Origin of the sequence: Microvirga sp. ACRRW (genome assembly GCF_022346925.1) — a bacterium.
Taxonomy (GTDB): Bacteria; Pseudomonadota; Alphaproteobacteria; order Rhizobiales; family Beijerinckiaceae; genus Microvirga.
Genome location: NZ_JAKRNJ010000005.1, coordinates 244,567 through 268,008 on the forward strand (window position 1 = coordinate 244,567; position 23,442 = coordinate 268,008).

A 23,442-nucleotide genomic window follows, 5' to 3' on the forward strand; every position below is an offset into this window, starting at 1 on the left:
ACCCCAGCGCAGAGCCGCCATAAAAGGTACGGGGATGCGCTGGGTTTTCGTTGTCCTGAGCTACTGCCTTACATTCGTGCCAGCAGCTGCGCGCGATCGGCTGGAGCCGATCCAGGCGTGCCCTCTTGCACGCCTGTCAAAGCCGGTTGCAGCCTCCCGTCCACAATGCGCGAAAAGCCATTGCGTCGAGCTGGGACAAGACCGATCCATCTGCAAATGCTTGCCGGACGGCGAGGAGCAGCCTTCGCATCTCGTTCTCTTCCACGGCGACAAGGAGATTCAGCGCTGGCGTGCGGATGCCTATCTTCAGCAGATGGACGATTTCGAGGTCTTGAGCGGCGATCTTCGGGGAGACGGCAAGCCGCTCTGGATCGTGGCCAATCACGAACTCTCCTCGCAGGGCATCCTGGTGCGCTTCTGGAGCCTCCATGTGCTCGACCCCGCCGAGCCAGCCAAGCCGCCGATCTCCTGGTCTGTTTCCGATTATGGCCCCGGCAGCTTCGCCCTGCCGCGCAGCCGCCAAAAGAAAGGGTGCGACATTCTCGTGACCGAATGGCTCGAAGGCGAGGAAGCCGGAGGCAAGAATGGACTGTATTTCCGGGGCGAATGGCATCGTCTTGGCGCCAAGGACCTGACGCCGCTGCCCTCCCGCCAGAATCGGATTCGCCGCTATCTCTTTTCCTTCGTCCGCGAGAGGGTGACGTCGGAGGATGGCGGGATTGAGCACCTCAAAGGACGGCCGGATTTCTGGCTGCGGCCCGAGAAAGCCGTTCCCCATGACCCGAACAAGGTGATGCTGAGACTAAATACCGATCCTTCTTCGGCCCAGTAAGCAAAAAAAGTTTTTTGAAATTTCCTTTTAATTTCAACGAAGCTCCAGCTCTGTGAAACTTTTTTGAAGATTTTTTGAAAAATTCGGGAACCAACTTCGAACCTGGCCGTTGATAGGCATCACCGGCCCATTCTGCCCCCACGGGCCGGTCCCTCAAAAGGCTCCTCTTGGAGCCTTTTTTTTTGCCCGAAACGCCTGCTTACCCTTCGATGGATCAATGGCGCGTCTCAAGCGTCATTCACAGGCAGGCCGTCCGGACTAGCCCCGGCCAAGCTTGCATGCGACAAGACCTGACGAACTCAACGAGTTTTTGCCTTGGCCAAACGTTCCAAACTGCACTCTTCCTCCGCCCTCCCGTCCCGGGAGGATCTCGTCGCCTTCATCGCCAAGTCCCCCGGCAAGGTGGGAAAGCGTGAGATTGCGCAGGCCTTCAACATCAAGGGCGGCGACAAGATCTGGCTTAAGCAGATGCTGAAAGACCTGGAGGTCGAGGGTACCGTGGATCGCCGAGGGAAGCGGATCCACAAGGCGGGCCAGCTGCCGCCCATGGTGATGGCCGACATCATCAAGCGCGACCGCGACGGCGAGCTGATAGCTGTGCCGACCGAATGGGACGAGGAGCACGGCTCGATCCCCACGATCATCATCATGCCCGCCCGCAAGCCGAAGCCCGGCATGCCGGTAGCTGGCGTGGGCGACCGGGCATTGCTGCGGGTCGACCCGTTGAAGGCAGGCGACATTCATCGCTATGCGGGCCGCGTCACGAAAATCCTCGCCAAGAAGCAGGCGCAGGTGCTCGGCATTTACCGTTCACTGCCTGAGGGTGGCGGACGCCTGGTTTCCGTCGAGAAGAAAGGCCGTGGCGAGGAATTGCAGATCAATGCCGGAGACGAGAACGGCGCGCAGGACGGCGACCTCATCGCGGCAAGCATCGTCAAGCACGGGCGCTACGGGCTGCCGACCGCTAAGGTCAAGGAGCGGCTGGGTTCGGTCAAATCGGAAAAGGCCGTGAGCCTCATCGCGATCTTTGCTCACAACATTCCGAACGAATTTCCGAAAGCCGTCATCGACGAGGCGGAAGCCGCAAAGCCAGCCACCCTCGCAGGCCGCGAGGATTGGCGTGAGCTGCCGCTGATCACCATCGACCCGGCTGACGCAAAGGACCATGACGACGCGGTCCATGCGGCTCCCGATACGGACCCGAACAACGCAGGCGGCTACATCCTCACCGTGGCTATTGCGGATGTTGCAGCCTACATAAGACCCGGCTCACCCATGGACCGTGAGGCGCAGGAGCGCGGCAACTCGGTCTACTTCCCCGACCGTGTCGTGCCGATGCTTCCGGAGCGGATTTCCAACAACCTCTGCTCGCTGCGTCCACGAGAAGACCGCCCTGCCCTCGCCGTGCGCATGGTGATCGGCCCCGACGGCAGGAAGATCCGCCACACGTTCCACCGCGTCATGATGCGCTCGGCGGAAAAGCTGTCGTATCAACAGGCGCAAGCCGCCATCGACGGCAGGCCCGACGATGTGACGAAGCCGATCCTCGCCACGATCCTCAAGCCCCTCTGGGCTGGCTATGCCCTGGTGAAGAAGGCGCGCGACATCCGTGAGCCGCTCTTCCTCGATCTGCCCGAGCGCAAGATCGTGCTCAAACCAGACGGCACGGTTGATCGCGTGTTCGTGCCCGAGCGCCTCGAAGCGCATAAGCTCATCGAGGAATTCATGATCCTCGCCAACGTGGCTGCCGCCGAGTCGCTGGAGAAGGCGCAATCGGATCTGATCTACCGCGTCCATGACGAGCCTTCGCTGGAGAAGATGCGCTCTTTGAGCGAAGTGCTCGCTTCCATCGGCCTGAAGCTGCCCACGCAAGGAGCCCTGAAGCCCGAACTCTTCAACCGGATCCTGCGCAGCGTTGATGGAACGGAGCACCAGCTCTTCATCAACGAAGTGGTGCTACGCTCACAATCGCAGGCGGAATACTCGGCGGAGAATTACGGGCATTTCGGCCTCAATCTGAAGCGCTACGCGCATTTCACCTCCCCCATCCGCCGCTATGCGGACCTCATGGTCCATCGCGCTCTGATCACGTCGCTGAAACTCGGCAAGGATGGGCTGTCGCCCGATACCACGCGCGCGGAGCTGATTGAGATCAGCGCCAAAATCTCGGCGGCGGAGCGGCGCGCCATGGCGGCGGAACGTGAGACAATAGACCGCCTCATCGCGCACTTCCTCGCCGACCGGATCGGGGCCACATTCGACGGACAGATTTCAGGTGTGACGAAGGCGGGCCTCTTCATCAAGCTTGCCGAGACCGGCGCGGACGGTTTCGTGCCAGCCGCGACCATCGGCGACGATTATTATCGCTTCGACGAGAAGACCCACTCCATGCGCGGCGAGCACACAGGCGAAACCTACCGCCTCGGCGACAAGGTGGAAGTGAAGCTGGTGGAAGCAGCGCCCGTCGCGGGCGCCCTGCGGTTCGAGCTGCTCACCAAGGGCCGCGTCACCGGCAAGGTCGGCGGCGGCAGGAAGAGCGGCAAACGCCCACCACGCGGTGCGAAGAAGGGAGCGAAAGCTTCCGCCTCGGATCGTCGCTCGCCCACCCGAGTCAAGGTGAAACGCCGCGGACGCGGCTGACAGGAAACGAGACGAGATGCCTCTCACGATCCACACCTCCTCAGGCCCCGCCGAGGATGTGCCTGCAATCACAGCCATGCGGCGCGGCTTTCTCTGCCATTGTCCGGCCTGCAACGAGGGCCGGCTCTTTGGTCGGTTCCTGAAGGTCGTTGATCGCTGCGAGGCCTGCGGCACGGAGTTTCATCATCACCGCGCCGACGATTTTCCGCCCTATCTCGTGATGTTCATCGTCGGCCACCTGATCGGGTATGGCATTCTCATGACCGAAACGAAGATGGAGATGGCGCTCTGGGTGCATCTGGCGATCTGGCCGCTTTTGACCGTCGTTCTATCTCTCGCCCTGCTCCAGCCCGTCAAAGGCGCTGTCGTGGGGCTTCAATACGCGCTAGGAATGCACGGCTTCGGGGCGGCCTGGGCCAAACGAAATGCAGATCGGGAGAACGCGGGTGACGGACGCGAAAGTCTTGGCTCGGATGGATACGCTGGTCGCCGGGGAGCGTAAGGCGAACATTCCCACTCTTCGTCCCGTCGACGCCGCGACCCTCATCATCATCGACCGCAAGGGGAAGCACGCGAAGGTCCTCATGGGCAAGCGCCATGACGGGCACAAGTTCATGCCGGGTAAGTTCGTGTTTCCCGGCGGACGGATCGAGGCGGGAGACCGCTCGATGACGGTCACCGGCGCGCTTCATCCACGTGCGGAAGAGGCCCTCATGGCAAAGGTTACTCGCCCCTCCGTTCAGCGCAGCCGCGCCCTGGCGCTCGCCGCCATCCGCGAGACCTTTGAGGAAACGGGCCTCATGCTCGGCACCAGGGATTACGGCAGCCCCAATACGGTGCCCGCCGGCACCCCCTGGGAGGCTTTTCGCGAGCATGGCGTCTTCCCGGACCTGGAAGAGCTGCATTTCATCGGCCGGGCCATCACGCCGCCCAAGCGTGTGAAGCGCTTCGACACTCGATTCTTCGCCGTCGACCGCACCGCCATCGCCCATGAGGTCGAGGGCGTGGTGAGCCCCGATTCCGAGCTCGTGGAGCTTGCCTGGGTGACCGTGGCAGAGGCGCGTAAGCTCGACCTTCCACCGATCACCGGCGTGCTCCTCAGCGAGCTGGAAGCCCGGATCGCCGCCGGCTTCAGCCCCATGCTGCCGGTTCCCTTCTTCCACCAGAAGCGTGGCCATTTCGTCCGGGAGCTGCTTTAGCGCCCCCGTCTCATTCCCGGCCTACGCGCAGCGGAGGAGAAGGGAATCCACGGCCAAGTGCAGCGCTATGGAGCCCCTTCCCGGCCATCCGGTCCGCCGGGGATGACACCAGGGTGGGAAAATCCCCTCCCTCCCATGCCGGAACCCTTGACGAAACCGGCATAATCGGGCAATGGAACCCCACGAAATTCCGGCCGGGTTCGCCCGGCCTTTGCGTTTCGGCCACGCCATAGGGCCAACCGAGCGCCTTCAAACCGAACAAGAGGTCCAGACCTATGGCCAAAGCCGCTACGATCAAAGTGAAGCTCGTCTCCACCGCCGACACGGGCTATTTCTACGTCACGAAGAAGAACTCCCGCACGATGACCGATAAGATGTCGTTCAAGAAGTACGACCCTGTCGCGAAGAAGCACGTGGAGTTCAAGGAAGCCAAGATCAAGTAAGCTTCCTGCGACAACCGCAGAATTCGAAAACCGCCTCCTCATCGGGGCGGTTTTTTCGTTTGGGCGGTACCGGAGCGTATCCTGCCGGTCTGCTATCATGACGAATCGACGAAGGCACTTGGATAGGATCGGCTCATGAAGAAGATCGGTTTTCTTTCGTTTGGGCATTGGTCGCCCTCGCCCCAGTCACAGACGCGCTCAGCCCGCGACACCCTTCTTCAGTCCATCGACCTTGCCGTGGCGGCCGAGGAGCTTGGGGCGGATGGCGCCTATTTCCGCGTCCATCACTTTGCGCGCCAGCTTGCCTCGCCCTTCCCGCTGCTGGCGGCGATCGGCGCGAGGACGAGCAGGATCGAGATCGGCACCGCCGTCATCGACATGCGCTATGAGAACCCGCTCTACATGGCCGAGGATGCGGGCGCGGCGGATCTGATCAGCAACGGGCGTCTCCAGCTCGGCATCAGCCGCGGCTCGCCCGAGCAGGTCATCGATGGGTGGCGCTATTTCGGTTACGAGCCGCAAGAGGGCCAAAGCGACGCCGACATGGCACGCCGCCACACGGAAGTGCTGCTCAACGTTCTCAAGGGCGAAGGCTTCGCCGAGCCGCATCCACGCCCGATGTTTCCCAATCCGCCCGGCCTGCTGCGCCTCGAGCCGCATTCGGAGGGCCTGCGTGAGCGCATCTGGTGGGGCTCCGCCTCCAACGCGACGGCGGTGTGGGCCGCGCAGCAGGGCATGAACCTCCAGAGCTCGACCCTGAAGGAGGATGAGACGGGCGAGCCCTTCCATGTCCAGCAGGCCAAGCAGATCCGCCTTTATCGCGAAGCGTGGAAGGAAGCGGGGCATAAGCGCGAGCCCCGCGTCTCGGTCTCACGTTCGATCTTCGCCCTCGTGAACGACCGCGACCGCGCCTATTTCGGCCATGGCAAGGACGGAGACCAAGTCGGCATCATCGACAACATGCGCGCAATCTTCGGCCGCTCCTATGCTGCGGAGCCTGACAAGCTCATCGATGAACTGAAGTCGGACGAGGCGATTGCAGAAGCCGACACATTGCTTCTGACCGTGCCGAACCAGCTCGGCGTCGATTACAACGCCCATGTCATGGAGGCCATCCTGAAGCATGTTGCTCCAGCGCTGGGCTGGCGATGAGGGCGCGGACCGTAGATCATTTGAGAAATGCCACGCGGCTCCCGGATAGTTCGACGGAAGAGCCGATGTCCTCTCGCTCCTGATGAACAGTGGGCCGGCACTTTTAGAGCGCGAGGACGAAACGAGCGCTGACGCCCGTCAGAAAAACAGCGGCGCAGCAGATGATGCCGCGCCGCCGTGAAAAGACTTAGATCGATTCCTTGAGGTCCTTGGCGGCCCGGAAGGCGATCTTCTTCGAAGCCTTGATCTTCACAGGCTCGCCGGTCTGCGGGTTGCGGCCCATGCGGGCAGCGCGCTTGCGGACCTGCAGGATGCCGAGGCCGGACAGACGGATCTTGTCGCCCTTCTTCAGGCTCTTCGCGATGATCTCGATCAGCTGAGTCATCATCTCGTTCGCCTGACGCTTCGGCAGCTCGTGCGTCTCGGAGAGAACGTCAGCGATGTTGCGGAGCGTGAGAATGCCGTTCGACGTAGCGGCGGCCTTGACGGGCTTCTTGACAGCCTTGGCTGCGGTCTTCGCAGACGTCTTGGCAGCGGCGGGCTTCTTCGCTGCGGTCTTCTTAGCGACCACCTTCTTGGCGGCAGCCTTCTTGGCCGGAGCCTTGGTTGCCTTGGTTGCTGCGGCCTTACGGGCCGGGGCTTTCTTGGTTGCAGTCTTTGCCACTGGAAACTCCTTTCACGAGGCCATGCTCGTATTTAGCACGATCTGCATACTGGTTGGGAACAAAGTTCCAAGTTGCTGGAAGCCGTTTCCACAAGGCAAATGTCGAAAAACCGCTGAATCGCCTTGAAAAACGCTTGTTGGAGGCAGCCGACGCTGCTCCGGCAGGAAAAGAGCGCGACTCAAGGGACGGCTCTTCCTGCCATCAACCGACAATCCTTCCGCCAAGTTCATCCTCGATGTGGAGGCGTATGATCTCGTCGAAACTCGTCTCCGCGCGGAAGCCGAGGCTTTCAGCACGGCTGGCGTCGAACCGGCGCGGCCAGCCTGCCACCATGCGCATGATATCAGGATCGGGATCGCGGCGGATCCTTGCCGCGACCTTTTCTCCGGCGATGCGCCGCAAGGCCTCGATCTGCTCCGCGACTGTCACGGAGACGCTCGGCATGGTGAGGTTTCGCCTCGGTCCGATCCTCGCCGTGTCGATGGTGGCCGCGTGCATGAGGAAGCCCACGGCGGAACGCGGCGAGGCATGGGCGTGGCGTACATCCTCCGGCACCGGCAGCACCGCCTCCTGCCCGTTGAGAGGCTCGCGAATGATGCTGGAGAAGAAGCCGGATGCCGCCTTGTTGGGCTTGCCCGGACGCACGCAGATCGTCGGCAGGCGAATGCCGATGCCGTCGAAGAAGCCGCGCCGAGTATAATCCGAGAGCAGCAATTCGCCGATCGCCTTCTGCGTGCCGTAGCTCGTGAGCGGCGTGAGGAAGAACTCGTCGCCGATGGCCTCTGGGAATGGTGCGCCAAAGACGGCGATGGAGGATGTGAAGACCGCCCGCGGGTGATAATCGTCGCCCACATGCCGGATGGCGTCGAAGAGGAGTCGTGTCCCGTCCAGATTAATCCGGTAGCCCTTTAACAGATCCGCCTCCGCCTCACCGGATACGATGGCGGCAAGGTGGAAGATGATGTCGGGGCGGCCTGCCACGAGTCTGTCAGCCTCCCCGGGTTGAGAGAAATCGGAGGTGAGCGCCTTGATCTCGAAGGGAGCCTGCGGAGCGTCGGGCTCGACCACATCATGCAGGATCAGGCGCGTGATCGCCTGCTCGTTCAGCTGCCCCTCCCTGACGAGCCGTTCGGTGAGCTTGCGGCCGACCATTCCGGCCGCTCCGAGAATGAGAATCTGCATCGCTGAAAGACTTTGCTCAAAAATTCTGACGCTTCAAAAGCAGCTTGCGCCGCCCGAATGCCAGGGCTCCGGGCGGCGCATTTTGGATTGCCTTACTTCTTACGCATCTTGTCGAGTTCGGCCTGCATCATCTTCACCGTCTCGGGCCCAATAGTGGCTGCATGCTTCTCCCACACGGCCTTGGCCTGATCGCGCATGCGGTTCGCTTCCTGCTCGTTCAGCTCGTTGACGACGATGCCTGCGCCCTTGATCTTTGCGAGAGAAGCCTGCCCCAACTCGCGGGACGCCTTGCGCTGCTCGTCACGGCCGGCGATGGCACAATCGCGCACGGCCGCCTGCTCGTCCTTCGACAACCCGTCCCACAGCTTCTTGGAATACAGAACCAGGAACGGCGTATAAGCGTGACGGGTGACCGACAGGTACTTCTGCACCTCGTAGAACTTCGAGGTATCGATGGTTACGAACGGGTTCTCCTGACCGTCGATGGCCTTGGTCTCAAGCGCCGTGAACACCTCGCCGAAGGCCATCGGCACCGCGTTGGCGCCCATGTTCTTGAAGGTATCGAGGAACACGTTGTTCTGCATGACGCGGACCTTCAGGCCCTTGAAGTCCTCCCACTTCTCTACCGGACGGCGGGAATTGGTGAGGTTGCGGAAGCCGTTTTCCCAATAGGCCACATTGACGAGCCCCACGCCTTCGAGCTTCGCGTCGATATGCTTGCCGAACTCGCCGTCGAGGATGGTGTCGGCCTCTTTTTCATTTGCGAAGAGGAACGGCAGGTCGAAGACGCCGAGTTCCGGCAGGATGCCGATGAGCGGCGAGCTCGACGTGACGACCATCTCCTGCGTGCCCGAGCGAAGCGCCTGCGTGGCCTGGAGATCGCCACCCAATGCGCCGCCCCAGAACCCCTGGACCTTCATCTTGCCGCCAGACTTCTCGGTAAGGCAGGCCTTGAACTTATCGACACCCTTCCCGTTCGGATGATCCTCGTTCACGCCGTTGGACAGGCGAATATTGCGCTCGGTGAATTGAGCGGCGGCAGGCAGCGCCGACAAGAGCGTGACGGCAACACCTGCGGCCAGTGCATATTTCAAGGTCTTCATGGTCGTTTCCTCTCCTTGGATCTTCTTCTTTTCCCTTCTGCTCACCGCCCCCTGAGCCATGACAGCGGCACCATCACGAGTTCGGGGAAGATGATGAGCAGGACGAGCACGATGAGCTGCGCGATCAGGAACGGATTGACGCCCTTGATCACGGCTCCCATGGGCACACGGGCGACGCCACTCACCACGTTGAGCACGATGCCCACCGGCGGCGTGATCAGCCCGATTGCATTGTTGATGATGAACAGGACGCCGAAGTAAACCGGATCGATGCCCGCCTGCTTCACGATGGGCATGAGGACCGGTGTCAGGATGAGCACCGTCGGCGAGAAGTCGAGCGCCGTGCCGACGATCACTACCAGGAACATCAAGGCGAACATGAGCAGGGTCTTGTTGCCCATGAGAGGTTCGATGAAGCTGCTGATCTCGGCGGGGATATTCGCCTGGGTGATGAGCCATGCGGAGACCAGCGCTGCCGCCACGAGGAACATCACCACAGCGGTCGTCTTCGCGGCCGTGAGGAAAACGCCGTAAAGCATGGACGGCTTCAGCTCGCGATAGACGAACATGCCGATGACGAGCGCGTAGACCGCAGCCAGCACCGCCGCTTCCGTCGGCGTGACGATGCCCCATTTGATGCCGCCTAGGATCATCACCGGCATCAGGAGGGCGAAGAATCCATCGACGAAGGCTTTCCCGCGTTCGCGCATGGTCGTTCGCGGGTAGGTCCTCAACTTGTCTTTCCGACAGACGATCCACCACGCGACGACGAGCGACAGGCCCATCATTATCCCGGGGGCTACGCCTGCCAGGAACAGCTGGGAGATCGACACATTGGCCGCCACCCCGAAGATGATGAAGCCGATGGAGGGCGGAATGACCGGAGCGATGATGCCGCCTGCTGCAATGAGGCCCGCGGACCGCGGAATGTCATAGCCGGCATTGCGCATCATCGGAATGAGGATTGCCGCGAGCGCCGCCGTATCTGCGGCGGCAGAGCCGGACAGGGCTGCTAGGATCAAAGCGGCGACGATAGCCACATAGCCCAGGCCGCCATGGATGTGGCCTAAGCAGGCGAGCGCGAAATTGACGATGCGCTTCGACAGGCCGCCGACGTTCATCAGTTCACCAGCGAGCAGGAAGAACGGCACCGCCAGGAGCTGGAAGTTGTCCGCCCCGATGATCATGTTCTGCGCAACGATCTGGCTGTCGAAATTGCCGAGCCAGACCATGAGCGCGAGGGCGCAGACGATGAGCGCGAAGGCAATCGGCATGCCCAGCGCCATGGCTCCCAGAAGGGAGACGAGGAAAACGACGATTGTCACTCGAGCCGCTCCCTCAAGGCATGGGCTTCATCATCGCTGTAATCGCCCGCAAAGGCGCGCACCTCCTGCTCGCTGATGCGCCCCGTCAGCACCCGGAAGATCCTGTAGGCAGCCATCAACCCTAAGCCGATGCTCGTGAAGTAACCGATACCGTAGACCCACAACATCGAGATCTCAGTGATGGGAGCATAGTTCGTGGCGTTGATCTCGGCCTGCAGCCATGTACCCCAGAAGAACACGGCGCAGCAGATTATGATGAAGATATCCGATAGGATCATGCAGATCTTTCGACCCTTGTCTCCGAACCTAGAGACAAGGGTTTCAACGCCCAGATGGGCATTCTCCCGCCCCACCACCACGGCTCCGATGAAGGTCAACCACACGAAGAAGATGCGGGACAGCTCCTCGGAGACGTCGATGCCGGTGTCGAACAGGTAGCGCAGCACGACATTGCCGAAGACCATGGCAACCATGCCGGCCAGCAGAAAGACCATCAGGCCTTCCAGCCCTCTGAAGAAGAAAGCCCCGATCCTGCTCACAGCTCCTCCCGATCTGGTTATTGATTTTCTACTATTCTGTTCGGCAAGAGGAATTATTCAAGTCAGCATCAAATCAAGCCGGATCATCTTATGGTATGATCTGCATGAACAGTATCAATATTACATTGTGCTAGCGAATACATGCATTTGAGAGCATCTCATGAAGATCACCCGCATTGAAACGATCCGCCTTCAGGAATTCGCGAACATCGTATGGGTGCGGCTGCATACCGATGAAGGGATCATCGGGCTTGGCGAGACATTCATGGGAGCAGCCGCCGTCGAAGCCTATCTCCATGAAACGGTGGCGCCGAAGCTGATCGGGCGCGATCCGCTCCAGATCGAAGGGATCAACCGGGACCTGCAAAACTATCTCGGCTGGCGCTCGGCGGGCGTGGAGACACGAGGCAACTCGGCCATCGACATCGCCCTGTGGGACATCTTCGGCAAGGCTCACGGCAAGCCGGTCTGCGACATGCTGGGCGGACGCTCACGTGACAACATCAGGGTGTACAACACCTGCGCGGGCTACCGCTATATCCGCGACAGCCGCGCGCAGAAGGTCGCGAATTGGGGAGTCGGAGACATTGGGGGAGATTACGAGGATCTCGACGCCTTCCTGAACCACGCCGACGATCTGGCTCACTCGCTCTTGGAGCAGGGCATCACCGGCATGAAGATCTGGCCCTTCGATGTGGCCGCCGAACGCACCAACGGCTACGACATCTCGGCCGACGAGTTGCGCACCGCGCTCGAACCCTTCGCCAAGATCCGCAAGGCCGTCGGCGACAAGATGGACATCATGGTGGAGTTCCACTCCCTCTGGAGCCTGCCGATGGCGAAGAAGCTCGCTGGAGCCCTAGCCCAGTTCGACACCTATTGGCATGAAGATCCCTTCCGCCTCGACAATATCGGCGACCTTAAGGAATACGCGCAGCACTCGAAGGCCTGGGTCTGCGCCTCGGAGACCCTGTCCTATACGCACGCCTTCCGGGAATATCTCGAAACCGGCGTCGCGGGCGTTGCCATGCTAGATCTGTCGTGGTGCGGTGGCTTGACCGAAGCGCGGAAGATCGCGGCGCTCGCGGAAGCCTGGCACGTTCCCGTTGCTCCACACGATTGCACCGGCCCCGTCGTTTATGCGGCCTCCTGCCATTTCTCGCTGCATGCGCGCAACGCGCTGATCCAGGAGAGCGTCCGCGCTTTCTATACAGGTTGGTACACGGAGTTGGTGACGGAGTTGCCGACAGTCACTAAAGGCGAAGTCACGGTGAACATGAAGCCGGGACTTGGCTTGGAATTGCTGCCCGACCTCTGGAAACGTCCGGACGCTATCGTGCGCTGCACCAACGCTCCCTGACGCCGGCGCTTCATTTTGACTCTAGCCTCACCCCAGGACGGGCGACGTGATGCCTTCGCTATCGAGCGGCCTGCGCCGTGGCCAATCTGGATCGGATCGCATCCGTAAACGACGGCAGCAACGTCTCGTTCCCGTAGCCACTCACGTGATCGCCATCGAGGAACAGAGGCTTTCCATCTTTCCAAACACTGCACTCGCTCTCTGGGCAGAGAACCGGGTAAGGATCCCAGATCGTCACCCCGGGCACTTGGCGGGCGATGTTCTCGAAAGCCTGAAGCACCGGCTGGCGGAAAAAGTCGAGCGTCGCCTTCTGCATGGTAACCCCCTGCTCGCAGATGGGGTTCTCACGGTTGAACCAATCCGCGCAGCGGAACGGTGGCGACTTGAACAGCGGCTTTGGGGCCTCGAAAACGATGATAACGCCCCGATCCGAGAATTCCCGAAGTGTCTCGACGGCATTCGCGACAGCCCGCTGTCGCGCCTGGATGTGGCCATTCTCCGTTACCGATTTGCGGGCCCGTTCCTCGCCAAAATAGATCCATTGGTCGGACAGGCGCGTCAACCTCAAGGACGGCAAGAAAAGCACGTCGCCCGGCTTGATGCGGCTTCGCATATCCCGCAACGCAGCTTCGATATGGGGCCGGCATCGCGGGTTCTCGACATCCTTGCCCGGCTGCAGGCTCAGGAACGGGCAGCCGCCATTGGCATAGACCTGCACGCGCGTGGCCTCGCGAATGGAGAACAGCTGGAACATTCGATGATAGGCCAGAGCGTGTGAGTCTCCGATGGCATAAACCGTATGCTTGCTCAAATTGACCGGCGTCTCGCAGCCGTGAGGGCTGAAGGTCAGAAGCAATCCTCCATCCACCACACTCTTTGTGGGAAAGGCTGTGCAGCCGGGATGGTCAGGGCTTGAAGCCATGCCCTCGGGATACCAGGCATCAGGGCTCTGGGTAACGACGCTGAGAGAAACCCTTCGCTGATTGTCAGCAAGAATTTTGGTCAGACCAGCAATACACACCATCGCAGCAAGGCCGGATGCAATGACAGCCACATACGGCAGTTTCTTCAGCCTGCTCTCATACCGAATGGGATTCTCCACGAAGCGCCATGAAGCAACTGCCAGCAATAGGGCCAGAGCGGCGGCGAGAGCCTTCATCGACAGGGTCTCAAGCCCGTATGTCCAGCGAAACAGTACGAAAACGGGCCAGTGCCAAAGATACAGAGAGTAGGAAATCCGACCGATGGCGACGAGCGGACGGCTACCCAGAACGGCATGGAGGCGACGCAGTTCCTTGTGGCCGTGAAGGCTCCAGATCAGGCCCAACGTGCCGACAATCGAGAGCAGCACGTCCGGAATGGGAAAGCGTTTGGGAGAGGAGATAAAGAAGGCAGCAAGCAGAAGTGCGATCGAGAAGCCGCCGATGGCCGCCCGAAAGAGCTTACGCTTTCCATCCGTGCTATTCGTCGGCGGCGTCAGGCTGACCAACTGGAAGAGCAAGGCACCGGCGGCCAGCTCCCAGAAACGGCTGGGTGTCAGGAAATAGGCATTGGTGGGATTGCTCCAGCTCTGCCACGCACTCCACCCAAGAGAAGCGAAGCCTAGCGCTGCAAACAACGCTGTCGACACAAGACGCTTTCGACCGCCGGTCAACCAGCCAATGAACAGCAGGGGGAAAATCAAGTAGAACTGCTCTTCGACACCCAGCGACCATGTATGGGTGTAAGGGTTGAACTCTGTCGTCGGAGCAAAATAATCCCGCCCGCTCTGAGCCAGAATGAAGTTGCTGAGACCGAAGATGGCATAAAAACCAGTCTGCTGATTAACCGAGCTCAACCAAGAGGGCGGAATGAAGAGCGCCGTCAGGATTGCAGTGCCTAAGAGGCAAACAAGCAGTGCCGGTACGATGCGTTTGATACGGCGCGCATAAAAATAGCCGATGAACGACCAGAACCCCTGCCCTTTGAACCCTGCCATCGATGCGCTGACGATGAAGCCGGAGATGACGAAGAACACGTCAACCCCGACAAAGCCGCCGGGCAGCCATGGGCCGTGAAGGTGGTAGATGAATACCGCCAAAACGGCCAATGCCCGCAAACCATCGATATAGGGATAGTACTGGCCAGCGGTTTTGTGGGCTGTTGAAACAGACATTATGGAAGCGCCGAAACAATATAAGGGTTTGGCCCTGCTACACCATTATGATTTGATTGGGAACACGGACCCTCTGCCCTACGGCAAGAGGTGACCTGAAACCTCCCAACCTCCAGAGGCGAAGCTCGGGCGCAGTCTCCTTCATATTGTGACGGCAAGAAGGTCACGCTGCGGCAGGCCCGCACAACCATGCGAAAATCCAAAAACCGCCCCCTCTCGGAGGCGGTCTTCGCTCAAGGTTCGCTCATTCTCAGTAACGCCGACCGCGAATGGCGCCGGTGGTGACCACATCGCGACGATAGACGGTGCGAGCGCGATAGCGCGGCGCGGCATAGACGGCGCGACCACGATAGACCGGCCCACCGTAGACCACACGGTTGCGATACACCGGAGGCGCATAAACCACCCGAGAGGCGACGGGAGCCGCGTAATAACCATAGCGGTATGGAGCATAGCCATATCCGTATGCCGGGTAGGCATAGCGATACCCATATGCCGGGTAGCTATAGGCTGGATAGCCGTATCCATATCCATAGCTGTAACCGTAAGGCGGATACCCATATCCATAGCCGTAGGGATAGCCATAAGCTGGGGTTGCGGCTGCCGTGATCAGTCCGCCAAGCAGCGCTCCGCCGATCAGGCCGGCTGCCACGGCGCCACCGTTGTTCCAGCCACGGTTATAGTAGCCGCCATGCCCCCCGTAACCGCCCCATCCTCGGTAGTATCTTTGAGCTTGAGCTGAGCCGATGCTTGCAAAAGTTATCAAAGCAGCGCTCGAAAGCAGGATCACCTTTTTCATGACCGACCTCTTGCCGAAAAGGCGCGCACTATTTGCATAAAACCAATTTCGAAGAGGAAAAAAGGTTGCATGGAATAAGGTATACTAGGACAATTTCTTCCAACTACTATTCATCGGCCATTCATCTTGAAGCAGAGCAAAGAGAAGTTTGCCAAGCAACCTCGCCCCGGCAGTAATCGCCGCTGCTCACTGAAGTTGCGGCGTATAAAGACTAACCACCCCTCAGACCGCATAAACCTGCGAGCACGGGACGATGATGCCTCCCGTCACGACCTGCACGACCGCATTGGCGATCTTGTCGCCGCCTTTCGCCGATAACTCGATGGGGTTGGCGTAATCCTCGTGCTTGTTACAGATCAGGCGCAGGTCGATCAGGGCGAGCTTTCGAGAGAAGGCCTCACGCGTGATGACATCGTTGAAGACAGACAAGGCGGTCACTACGTGACGCTGCTCCTCGGCGTCAGGGAAACGGGCATCGAAGATGGTGCAAAGGGCGGTCGGCAGACGGTAGCCGACGACCATGTCGAGCATCTTTCGATAGCTGCGAGTAAATGAATCCCGAATGTCGGCCAGTCGCGTCATGACCTCCGCCACAGAGCGCGCGCTTTCGGTGAGAATGCCGCTGCTGCCCAAGGCATCGTTCCCACCGATGCTGAGGATCAGATGACTTGCATCCTCTGGTAGCCGAGCCAGCTGGCGCTCGATGCCGGTCGTCACAGCTCCGTCTTCGGCCTGCATGGTGGTGCGCCACCCTTTTGGAAGCTTGGCTTGGACCTGAGCCAGAACGTTCGGCTCACCGGACCTGAGATAGGGACCGTTGTCGAACACGCTGTCGCCGAGCAGAACCACATGGTTCATCGGGCCTTCCCCATCCGCACGTCCAAGGACGAAATAACATGACGCGAGGGAACGAGCTTGGCAATAATCCAACTGGGTGATGGATGCAGGCTTGACTTGCAGGAATGCCAAGTTCCCTGCGTATAAGCCGGACTTCAGGGACCAGTTTGAAAGAACGGCCTGAAGTTCTCAAGCCAGGACGTCAGCCAGTGTTCGAGCGCCACCTTGGCGGCATCCTCCGTAGGTCCGTAGCCCCAGGCATCTTCCTGCAAAGGCGTCGACCAGATCCAGAACCTGTTGCTGGCGTCATAGGCCACGCTCCCAACCTCGACGGAGCCAACGAAGCCCATATGCCGGTCGAGCGGCACGCCAACAACCGCATCCTGCTGCCACTGAATTCTACTCATCGCTGCGATCTAGGCACGGACACGATCCGGCACAAGCGGCCTGTTCTCCCTGGTTGCAAGCCTCATCACGCGCATGGAAGTCACCTTGGTCACGGGGCATCGTGAGCCGCGCTGACTAATCCTCATGCTCCCTTGCCGGTGCGCGCGGCCAGGCGCAGCATCGCGCACCCTAAGGGAGGCGAGGATGTTCGAACAAGCCGTTCAAGTCAGCGAAGCCTTTCGCCAGGGCGCGAGCCAGATGCAGGGATCGCTCCGAATGGCCCTGAAAGGCTGCCAGCATTGCCAGACCAAACAGATAATCGCGTCGCCCGAGCTCGGCACCTGCGCCGAATGCGGCTCTAACCTCCAGGTTCTGGAAGGTTGAGCCTCCTATAGCGTTTTTAAGTGAACCACCCTCTATGCTCTGCATTCGGAGAATCGCATGGCATCGTCAGGGTGGATCGAGCGGATAAGCGGCAGGATCGGAGCGCGACAGGCGGAGATGAAGCTCGCCCTGCGCGTGACCATTGCCGGCACCCTCGCCTTCGCCATCACCAAAATCTTCGCTTTGCCGCAGGGGTATTGGGCGGCCATCACCGCGGTGGTGATCACGCAGGCAAGCGTCGGCGGCTCGCTCAAGGCCGCCATCGAGCGGTTCATGGGAACGCTCGCGGGCGCGGTCTATGGCGGGTTGATCGCGGCCTTCATTCCGCACAGCTCCCCGACCGGTGTGGGATTGGCGATGATCGTGGCGCTGTTTCCGCTGGCGCTTTTGGCTTCCGTCAATTCGAGCTTTCGTGTCGCGCCCGTCACCGCGCTGATCATGCTGCTGCCGCCGACCGGACAGGCTATCGGGCCTCTCACTGCGGCCATCGACCGGGTAGCGGAGATCACGCTGGGCAACATTGTCGGCGTCGTCGTCTCCCTGTTCGTGCTGCCGGCGCGGGCGCATACGCTGATGACGGATGCCGCGGCGAAAGTCGTTTCCCTCAACGCCGATCTGGTCGACGTTCTGATGAGTGAACTCATGGGAGTGTCGAAAGGCAGAGCCCCGCTTCAGACGATCCACCCGCAAATCCGCGCCGCCCTCAAGAAAGCGGAATCCGCCGCCGATGAAGCTGCCCGCGAACGCAAGAGCCATCTTACCGATGCCGCCGATCCGGAGCCGCTCATCCGCACGCTTTACCGCGTGCGGCATGACCTCGTGATGGTCGGCCGCGCCTCCGCCAATCCTTTGCCCGAGCCCGTGCTCGACAGGCTCGGCTTCTCATTGGAAGCGCTTCGCATCGAGACCCGTGAACTTCTCCTTGGCCTCGCCAAGTCCTTGAGAGCCCGCACACAGCCCCCCGATGCATCGGACTTTCAGGCCGCGCTCCATACCTTCGTAAGCGAGACGGAAGCCTTGCGCTCGCACGCGCTCTCGCACGACCTGCCCTATGGCAGCTTCGGGCAGGTCTTCGCCCTCGGCTTTGCCTTCGAGCAATTCCGGAAGGACGTTGAGGATCTTCTGGCTCGAACGCAGGAGCTTGCGGCCGCCGGAGTGAAGGCTCAGGCGGCTGAATAGGTCATTCGCCTTCGTAGAGAGGCACCAGCTCCATCTCCGGCACGAGCACCAGTCCCTTGTCGGTGATGCGGATTTCCGGGATCACGGAAAGCGGGATCAAGTTGAAGCCCATATAGGGGATCTTGCACCCGGCCTTCTCCCAGGCAGCCTTCAATGCTCGCGTTTCCTCCGCCACTTCCGTCACGCGCTTGTCGGAGAGAAGACCTGCAATCGGCAGCGGCACCATGGCGATGACCTTGCCCTGATCCACTACGCAGACACCACCCTGCGCCTGGATGAGCGTATCGAGCGCGACACGCATATCTGCTTCGTTGGTGCCCGCGACGATGAGGTTGTGGGAGTCGTGCCCGACGCTGCTTGCCACCGCACCGCTCTTCAGGCCGAAATCCTTCAAGAGACCATGCGCGACGCCCTGCCCGCCCGTGCGGCCATGGCGCTCGATGACCGTGACGAAGGTGAGATCGTTCCTGGAGAGAAGCGCCTCCCAGCTCTCCTCCTTCTCCAGTTTCACCTTGTCGTGGAAGAGCACGATGCCGGGTAGCGCCACACGGATTACATTGGCGGTGCAGGCCTCGGTCGGCAGTTCCGGAATAAGCTTCGGAATGTTCGGAATATGCACTGTGCGATAGGCGTCAGCCGGATAACGGTAGCGATTGGAAAGCGCCTGATCGAGCACCGGCGTGATCTTCGCATTCTCGACCACCAGCTCGCCGCCATACCAGGTGTTCTGCACCTTCAGGTCATCATCGAGCAGAACCACGTCGGCGCGGCGTCCGCCGCCTAAGCCCCCGATCTCGCCTTCCATGGCAAACCGTGTCGCAGGATGCAGCGAGCCCATGCTCCAAGCCTGCTCGCGGCTCATGCCCGCGCGGCGCGCTTCGCGCGTCACCCAATCCATGCCAAACATCATGAGATCGTCCGCATCGCGGTCGTCCGTGCAGACGCAGATGCGCTTATGCGAGGCGCCGAGTTCGGTGATCGTCTTGATGGCCTCCGGCAGTGAATGCCAGGGCGTGGTCGGCGGGCCGCCGCGCAGGAAAATCCAGATGCCCGCATCGAGCAGATCGTCGGCGATGTCGCGGTCGATCGCTTCGTGCGTGTCCGTCACACCACTCGCCGCATAAGCAGCGACAAACTCGCGTCCGTAGATGTGGCCGGAGACGGGCTTGCCGCGCTCCAACGCAGCAGCGAGGATCGCGTGGCTTCGCTCGTCGCCCATGGTGACGGGCACGAAATCCATTTTCTCACCGAGCGCCGCAGCCTCGGGCCAGCGGTCGAAGATCGCGGCGATCTTCTCGGGCGTGAGATCCCCGCCTGCGGTTTCAAGATCGGGCGATGTGGCGGGCACCGTGCTCGGCACGGTGAGGAAAATCGAGAGTGGTGCGTGGCGCGCATCCTCCAGCATCATCTCGATGCCGGCGGTATCCATCACGTTGCCGATCTCATGGCTGTCGCAGAAGATCGTGGTGGTCCCGTTGAGCAAAGCCGCCTCCGCATAGGCACAGGCCGTGACCATGCTGCTCTCGATATGAATGTGCGGATCGACGAGGCCCGGCGCGATGATGCCGCCCTTGGCGTCATAGACTTTGCCGGGAGCGCCCTTCGCCTGACGATAGGCACCGGCGGGCTTCACGGCGGCGATGCGTCCGCCCGCAATCCACACCTCCCGCTCCGGGGCGATGCGCTCGCTATAGGTGGAGAGCACCCTCGCCCCCGTAATCACCAGATCAGCCGGGGCACGGCCCGATGCCACATCCGCCAGTCGCCGGGTCATGGTGGAGAGCGGCGCCACGGAGAACCGGGTCAGGGCCGATTTCGGAGGAAGTGAGGGCGTGCGCTGGTTCATGGTCGATCCCCTTTGCTGCGCGATGCGCTCCTGGGCATTCCCCAACGGCATCGACTATCCGTCCTAATAGCCACGGCCAAGCTTGAGCTGCAAGCTAAAGCCTTGTGGCACCTCTCGATTCGCGCCGAGCAAGCTGGGGCGGCGAGAGATATAGCGAAAGCTAGAGCCTTGGAGGATTTGCGACAGGGCGGACCGGCTTGGAACCGGGCAATAAAAAAGCGCCTTTCGGCGCTGTACAAGGCAAATGAGGTGGCCAGCTGGGAGCGGTGTTGAGGAGGCAACGATCCGCTCCCAAGCTGGCAGAGCCCACGAAGTCCCAGGAGATGCGGCGGACCTGAGCATCCGTAGGGCATTTCTTCCGCAAGGCGGAATGCTGGCTTGAACATATTGGAAACATCGGGCGATGCAAGCACCTATGTGCCTGAAAATCCCCATTTTCCCAGAAATTTTACAGGAGACAGCTGTCCTGACGAATCCGTCCGCCCAAGCTCGGCTGCTCAGGCTGAAGCTCCGTCCGCTTCCAGGTATGTTTTCACGGTGGCTATGAACTTCGCCACGGAAATCGGCTTGGACATATAGGCCTCGCAGCCCCCTTCGCGGATCCGTTCCTCGTCGCCCTTCATGGCAAAGGCTGTGATGGCGATGACGGGAATGGATTTCAGCTCCTCGTCGGCCTTCAGCCAGCGGGTCACTTCCAGGCCGGACACCTCAGGAAGCTGGATGTCCATGAGGATCAGATCGGGCTTGTGGGCGCGCGCCAACTCCATCGCCTCGATGCCGTGGCTGGTCTTCAGCGTGGCATAGCCGTGGGCTTCGAGGAGATCGTTGAAGAGCTTCATGTTGAGTTCGTTGTCCTCAACGATGAGCACGGTCTTCTTCATTGGCACTTTCCCGGGGCCTGGTTAAGCAATGACCGGCCCAATTCCTCTGGAGATGGTATAGTTAGGCCGTAACCTATTGATGAAGTGCAAACCGACAGCATGAACACACCCTTAAAACGAATGAACAAGGACGAGGCCGAGACCATCGCGCTGAGCGCTTTCGCGTTCATCACAAGCGACGAGGAACGTATGAGCCGCTTTCTGGCGGTTTCGGGGCTACAGCCCGACACAATACGCTCCGCGGCCTCCGAGCCTGGCTTTTTCACTGGAATTCTGGATTATGTCGCCTCCGACGAGCCCTTGCTGCTTGCCCTGGCCAAGGAGATGAACATCAAGCCCGAGCACATCATGGCGGCTCATTGGAGCCTCTCGCCGTCGGAATTCGAGTAATCTGAAGCCCCATGAGCAGCGCCCCCTTCTGCCGCGATTGCCTGAAGCCCGCAGCCTCGCCCCTGGCGGAGCGCTGCGAGGCCTGCGGCTCGCCACGCCTTTTGCGGCACAAGGAACGCGACAGCCTCTCCATCGCCCATGTGGATTGCGACGCCTTCTTCGCGGCCGTGGAGAAACGGGACGATCCGAGCCTTGCCGACAAGCCGGTGATCATCGGCGGCGGCAAGCGCGGCGTGGTTTCCACCTGCTGTTACATAGCCCGCACCTATGGGGTGCGCTCTGCCATGCCCATGTTCCAGGCCCTCAAGCTCTGCCCCCATGCGGTGGTCATCAAGCCGAACGGAGAGAAATACCGTAAGGCAGGCCATGAGGTCCGGGAGCTGATGCTGGAGCTGACGCCCCTGGTCGAGCCGGTGTCCATCGACGAGGCCTTCCTCGATCTCACGGGTACGGAGCGTCTCCATCACGGCAGCCCAGCCCTGACGCTCGCGCGCTTCGCTCATAAGGTGGAGAAGGAAATCGGCATCACGATCTCGGTCGGCCTCTCCTACAACAAGTTCCTCGCCAAGATCGCATCGGACTTCCAGAAGCCGCGCGGCTTCTCGATCATCGGACGGGAGGAAGCGTCGGACTTTCTCGCCGACAAGCCCGTCGGCATCATTCCCGGCATCGGGGCAGCGGCTCAAGGACGCTTGGCAAAGGTAGGCGTAACGCAGATTCATCATCTGCGCGACATTCCCTTGAAGGCTCTCTTCGAGGCTTTGGGAAGAGACGCCCAACGCTTGTCCCGCCTCGCCATAGGCGAAGACAACCGGCGTGTGACGCCGGAACACGAGACCAAGAGCATTTCGGCGGAAACCACTTTCGAGACGGACCTCAAATCCTTCGACGATCTTGAGCCCATCCTCTGGCGCTTGTCGGAAAAGGTTTCGCGGCGACTGAAAGCATCTGAGCTTGCGGGGCGCAGCGTGACGCTGAAACTCAAGGATAAGGAATTCCGGCTGCTGACGCGCACCCGCTCGGGCCTCGCCCCGACGCAGCTTGCCGTCCGCCTGTTCGAGCCTGCGCGCCAACTCCTGAAGACGGCCTGCGACGGTACGGCCTATCGCCTCATCGGCATCGGCGCGGCGGATCTCTGCGATGCGGTGGAGGCCGACAAAGGCGACCTCGCCGATCAGAGCGTGGTCAAGCAGGCGCAGATGGAATCCGCCATCGACAAGATCCGCGATAAATTCGGTGCGGGTGCGCTTCAGAAAGGCATCGCGCTTCGCAACAAGCCTCAGCGCTGACAATTGCTCGTGACGGCAGGCATCTCGAGGCTTTTGAGATCGCCCTTCAGGGCGAAATCGCCGTAATCGATCTTCAGGGCGCGGGCGACGCCATTCTCGTAAAGCTCGAACGAGATTGTATAGGCAGGCGCCCGGTCGGCGCTGCCCTCCTGGAAATAGCTGATGGTGATGGGCCAGCGCGCGCTCGTCATCATCGCATCCTGGCGGGCTGACTCCTCCAGGTTGTTTCCTGCTCCCGGCTCGATCTTGTTGCCGATCAGGCTCAATGTCTCATAGACCTTCTTGCCGTCGTCCGAACCGTCATAGACCCGGGCGGACAGTCTGCGTTCGCCCTTTCGCGCCGCCTCGATCAGACGCTTCATATGATCGGTTGGAAAGACCGGCTGGCCTTTGGCCGCGAAGGTCTCGTTGCGGGGCTGCTTGAACTTGACGTCGAGCGAACCGTCCGGCCGCAGCTGGGCATCGCCGTCGACACCGTCGCGCACGAGGCCCTGCGCCGTTGAGGTACTCTTGAAGCGCATGGACAGGCCATCGCCGGATTCAAAGGTCGCGGTCTGCGTATCGAGCGTGCGCGAGCCCGCCTCACTGCTGTCGAGCACCGTGACCTGGCGGTATTTCATGGTGTAGCCGTCGCAGGCATCGCCCGCGAATTCCATCGCAATACGCCCGCGCGCCGACTCCACGCCCTTGGAGCCTCCCGAACGTAGGATCGAGAGATCGTAGACGGCTCTGTGCGGCGCGAGATGAACCGGTGTCTCTGCGGCTTCCGCACAGGCGGAGCCAAGCATGGCGAAGGTCAGGCTGGTAGCCACGATGAGGGAACGCATGTCATCTCCAGAGGTCGCACTTGCCAAA

23 protein-coding genes are annotated in these 23,442 nt (G+C 60.9%); 11 read left to right on the top strand and 12 right to left on the bottom strand.

Annotated elements, in window-relative coordinates; all coding sequences use genetic code 11:
* Nucleotides 1-34 precede the first annotated feature (34 nt).
* From MHY87_RS13985 to MHY87_RS14010, 6 genes are all read left to right on the top strand, one after another.
* Complete coding sequence (locus MHY87_RS13985; protein ID WP_239352605.1) at nucleotides 35-832, top strand: hypothetical protein; 798 nt, start codon at nucleotides 35-37, stop codon at nucleotides 830-832.
* 315 nt (nucleotides 833-1,147) lie between these two features.
* Nucleotides 1,148-3,472, top strand: coding sequence for a ribonuclease R (gene rnr, locus MHY87_RS13990; RefSeq protein ID WP_239352607.1), 2,325 nt, complete (start codon nucleotides 1,148-1,150; stop codon nucleotides 3,470-3,472).
* A gap of 16 nt (nucleotides 3,473-3,488) precedes the next feature.
* Nucleotides 3,489-3,974, top strand: a complete 486-nt coding sequence (locus MHY87_RS13995) for a DUF983 domain-containing protein (RefSeq protein WP_239352609.1) — start codon at nucleotides 3,489-3,491, stop codon at nucleotides 3,972-3,974.
* The gene (locus MHY87_RS14000; protein ID WP_239352737.1) at nucleotides 3,946-4,671 is read left to right on the top strand and encodes an NUDIX hydrolase; all 726 of its coding nucleotides are present in this window, start codon (nucleotides 3,946-3,948) and stop codon (nucleotides 4,669-4,671) included. The genes MHY87_RS13995 and MHY87_RS14000 overlap by 29 nt, the downstream gene beginning before the upstream one ends.
* 275 nt (nucleotides 4,672-4,946) lie before the next feature.
* Nucleotides 4,947-5,114, top strand: a complete 168-nt coding sequence (rpmG, locus tag MHY87_RS14005) for a 50S ribosomal protein L33 (RefSeq protein ID WP_091138407.1) — start codon at nucleotides 4,947-4,949, stop codon at nucleotides 5,112-5,114.
* 135 nt (nucleotides 5,115-5,249) lie between these two features.
* On the top strand, nucleotides 5,250-6,266 hold the full coding sequence (locus MHY87_RS14010) for an LLM class flavin-dependent oxidoreductase (protein ID WP_239352611.1): 1,017 nt from the start codon (nucleotides 5,250-5,252) through the stop codon (nucleotides 6,264-6,266).
* 187 nt (nucleotides 6,267-6,453) lie between these two features.
* Here MHY87_RS14010 and MHY87_RS18980 read toward each other — a convergent pair whose 3' ends face one another.
* The 5 genes from MHY87_RS18980 to MHY87_RS14035 all read right to left on the bottom strand — a co-directional run bounded on the left by MHY87_RS18980 (nucleotide 6,454) and on the right by MHY87_RS14035 (nucleotide 11,035).
* Nucleotides 6,454-6,930 carry an HU family DNA-binding protein gene (locus MHY87_RS18980; RefSeq protein ID WP_370644934.1) on the bottom strand — a complete coding sequence of 159 codons (477 nt, stop codon included), beginning with the start codon at nucleotides 6,928-6,930 and terminating at the stop codon, nucleotides 6,454-6,456.
* A gap of 202 nt (nucleotides 6,931-7,132) precedes the next feature.
* Nucleotides 7,133-8,113 (bottom strand): D-erythronate dehydrogenase, encoded by a 981-nt coding sequence (denD, locus tag MHY87_RS14020; RefSeq protein ID WP_239352613.1) that lies wholly within the window; start codon nucleotides 8,111-8,113, stop codon nucleotides 7,133-7,135.
* Between the two features lie 92 nt (nucleotides 8,114-8,205).
* Nucleotides 8,206-9,216, bottom strand: a complete 1,011-nt coding sequence (locus MHY87_RS14025; protein ID WP_239352615.1) for a TRAP transporter substrate-binding protein — start codon at nucleotides 9,214-9,216, stop codon at nucleotides 8,206-8,208.
* A 41-nt stretch (nucleotides 9,217-9,257) separates the two neighbouring features.
* On the bottom strand, nucleotides 9,258-10,541 hold the full coding sequence (locus MHY87_RS14030) for a TRAP transporter large permease subunit (protein ID WP_239352617.1): 1,284 nt from the start codon (nucleotides 10,539-10,541) through the stop codon (nucleotides 9,258-9,260).
* Nucleotides 10,538-11,035 (bottom strand): TRAP transporter small permease, encoded by a 498-nt coding sequence (locus MHY87_RS14035; protein ID WP_239352619.1) that lies wholly within the window; start codon nucleotides 11,033-11,035, stop codon nucleotides 10,538-10,540. The genes MHY87_RS14030 and MHY87_RS14035 overlap by 4 nt, the downstream gene beginning before the upstream one ends.
* Before the next feature lie 205 nt (nucleotides 11,036-11,240).
* Here MHY87_RS14035 and MHY87_RS14040 point away from each other — a divergent pair, with 205 nt between their 5' ends.
* Entirely contained in the window at nucleotides 11,241-12,440 is a 1,200-nt protein-coding gene (locus MHY87_RS14040) for a mandelate racemase/muconate lactonizing enzyme family protein (RefSeq protein WP_239352622.1), read from the top strand.
* Nucleotides 12,441-12,498: 58 nt separating this feature from the next.
* Here the strand turns inward: MHY87_RS14040 and MHY87_RS14045 are convergent, their stop codons facing one another.
* The 4 genes from MHY87_RS14045 to MHY87_RS14060 all read right to left on the bottom strand — a co-directional run bounded on the left by MHY87_RS14045 (nucleotide 12,499) and on the right by MHY87_RS14060 (nucleotide 16,638).
* Entirely contained in the window at nucleotides 12,499-14,595 is a 2,097-nt protein-coding gene (locus MHY87_RS14045) for an acyltransferase family protein (RefSeq protein ID WP_239352624.1), read from the bottom strand.
* Nucleotides 14,596-14,845: 250 nt separating this feature from the next.
* Nucleotides 14,846-15,394, bottom strand: a complete 549-nt coding sequence (locus MHY87_RS14050; protein ID WP_239352625.1) for a hypothetical protein — start codon at nucleotides 15,392-15,394, stop codon at nucleotides 14,846-14,848.
* 222 nt (nucleotides 15,395-15,616) lie between these two features.
* Nucleotides 15,617-16,252: an SGNH/GDSL hydrolase family protein gene (locus MHY87_RS14055; RefSeq protein WP_239352626.1), complete on the bottom strand. Its 636-nt coding sequence runs from the start codon at nucleotides 16,250-16,252 to the stop codon at nucleotides 15,617-15,619.
* Nucleotides 16,253-16,386: 134 nt separating this feature from the next.
* Nucleotides 16,387-16,638, bottom strand: coding sequence for a hypothetical protein (locus MHY87_RS14060; RefSeq protein WP_239352628.1), 252 nt, complete (start codon nucleotides 16,636-16,638; stop codon nucleotides 16,387-16,389).
* Nucleotides 16,639-16,822: 184 nt separating this feature from the next.
* Here MHY87_RS14060 and MHY87_RS14065 point away from each other — a divergent pair, with 184 nt between their 5' ends.
* Nucleotides 16,823-17,002 (top strand): hypothetical protein, encoded by a 180-nt coding sequence (locus tag MHY87_RS14065; protein WP_239352629.1) that lies wholly within the window; start codon nucleotides 16,823-16,825, stop codon nucleotides 17,000-17,002.
* Nucleotides 17,003-17,059: 57 nt separating this feature from the next.
* Nucleotides 17,060-18,181 (top strand): FUSC family protein, encoded by a 1,122-nt coding sequence (locus MHY87_RS14070; RefSeq protein WP_239352630.1) that lies wholly within the window; start codon nucleotides 17,060-17,062, stop codon nucleotides 18,179-18,181.
* A 1-nt stretch (nucleotide 18,182) separates the two neighbouring features.
* On the opposite strand, the gene MHY87_RS14075 is transcribed toward MHY87_RS14070, so the two are convergent.
* Nucleotides 18,183-20,027 carry an adenine deaminase gene (locus MHY87_RS14075; RefSeq protein ID WP_239352631.1) on the bottom strand — a complete coding sequence of 615 codons (1,845 nt, stop codon included), beginning with the start codon at nucleotides 20,025-20,027 and terminating at the stop codon, nucleotides 18,183-18,185.
* A gap of 497 nt (nucleotides 20,028-20,524) precedes the next feature.
* Nucleotides 20,525-20,908 (bottom strand): response regulator, encoded by a 384-nt coding sequence (locus tag MHY87_RS14080; protein ID WP_239352633.1) that lies wholly within the window; start codon nucleotides 20,906-20,908, stop codon nucleotides 20,525-20,527.
* Between the two features lie 99 nt (nucleotides 20,909-21,007).
* On the opposite strand from MHY87_RS14080, the gene MHY87_RS14085 reads away from it, so the two are divergent.
* Nucleotides 21,008-21,298, top strand: coding sequence for a DUF3572 domain-containing protein (locus tag MHY87_RS14085; RefSeq protein WP_239352635.1), 291 nt, complete (start codon nucleotides 21,008-21,010; stop codon nucleotides 21,296-21,298).
* A gap of 11 nt (nucleotides 21,299-21,309) precedes the next feature.
* On the top strand, nucleotides 21,310-22,587 hold the full coding sequence (locus MHY87_RS14090; RefSeq protein ID WP_239352637.1) for a DNA polymerase IV: 1,278 nt from the start codon (nucleotides 21,310-21,312) through the stop codon (nucleotides 22,585-22,587).
* Here the strand turns inward: MHY87_RS14090 and MHY87_RS14095 are convergent.
* Nucleotides 22,578-23,414, bottom strand: a complete 837-nt coding sequence (locus tag MHY87_RS14095) for a cell envelope integrity EipB family protein (RefSeq protein ID WP_239352639.1) — start codon at nucleotides 23,412-23,414, stop codon at nucleotides 22,578-22,580. The genes MHY87_RS14090 and MHY87_RS14095 overlap by 10 nt on opposite strands.
* Nucleotides 23,415-23,442 lie beyond the last annotated feature (28 nt).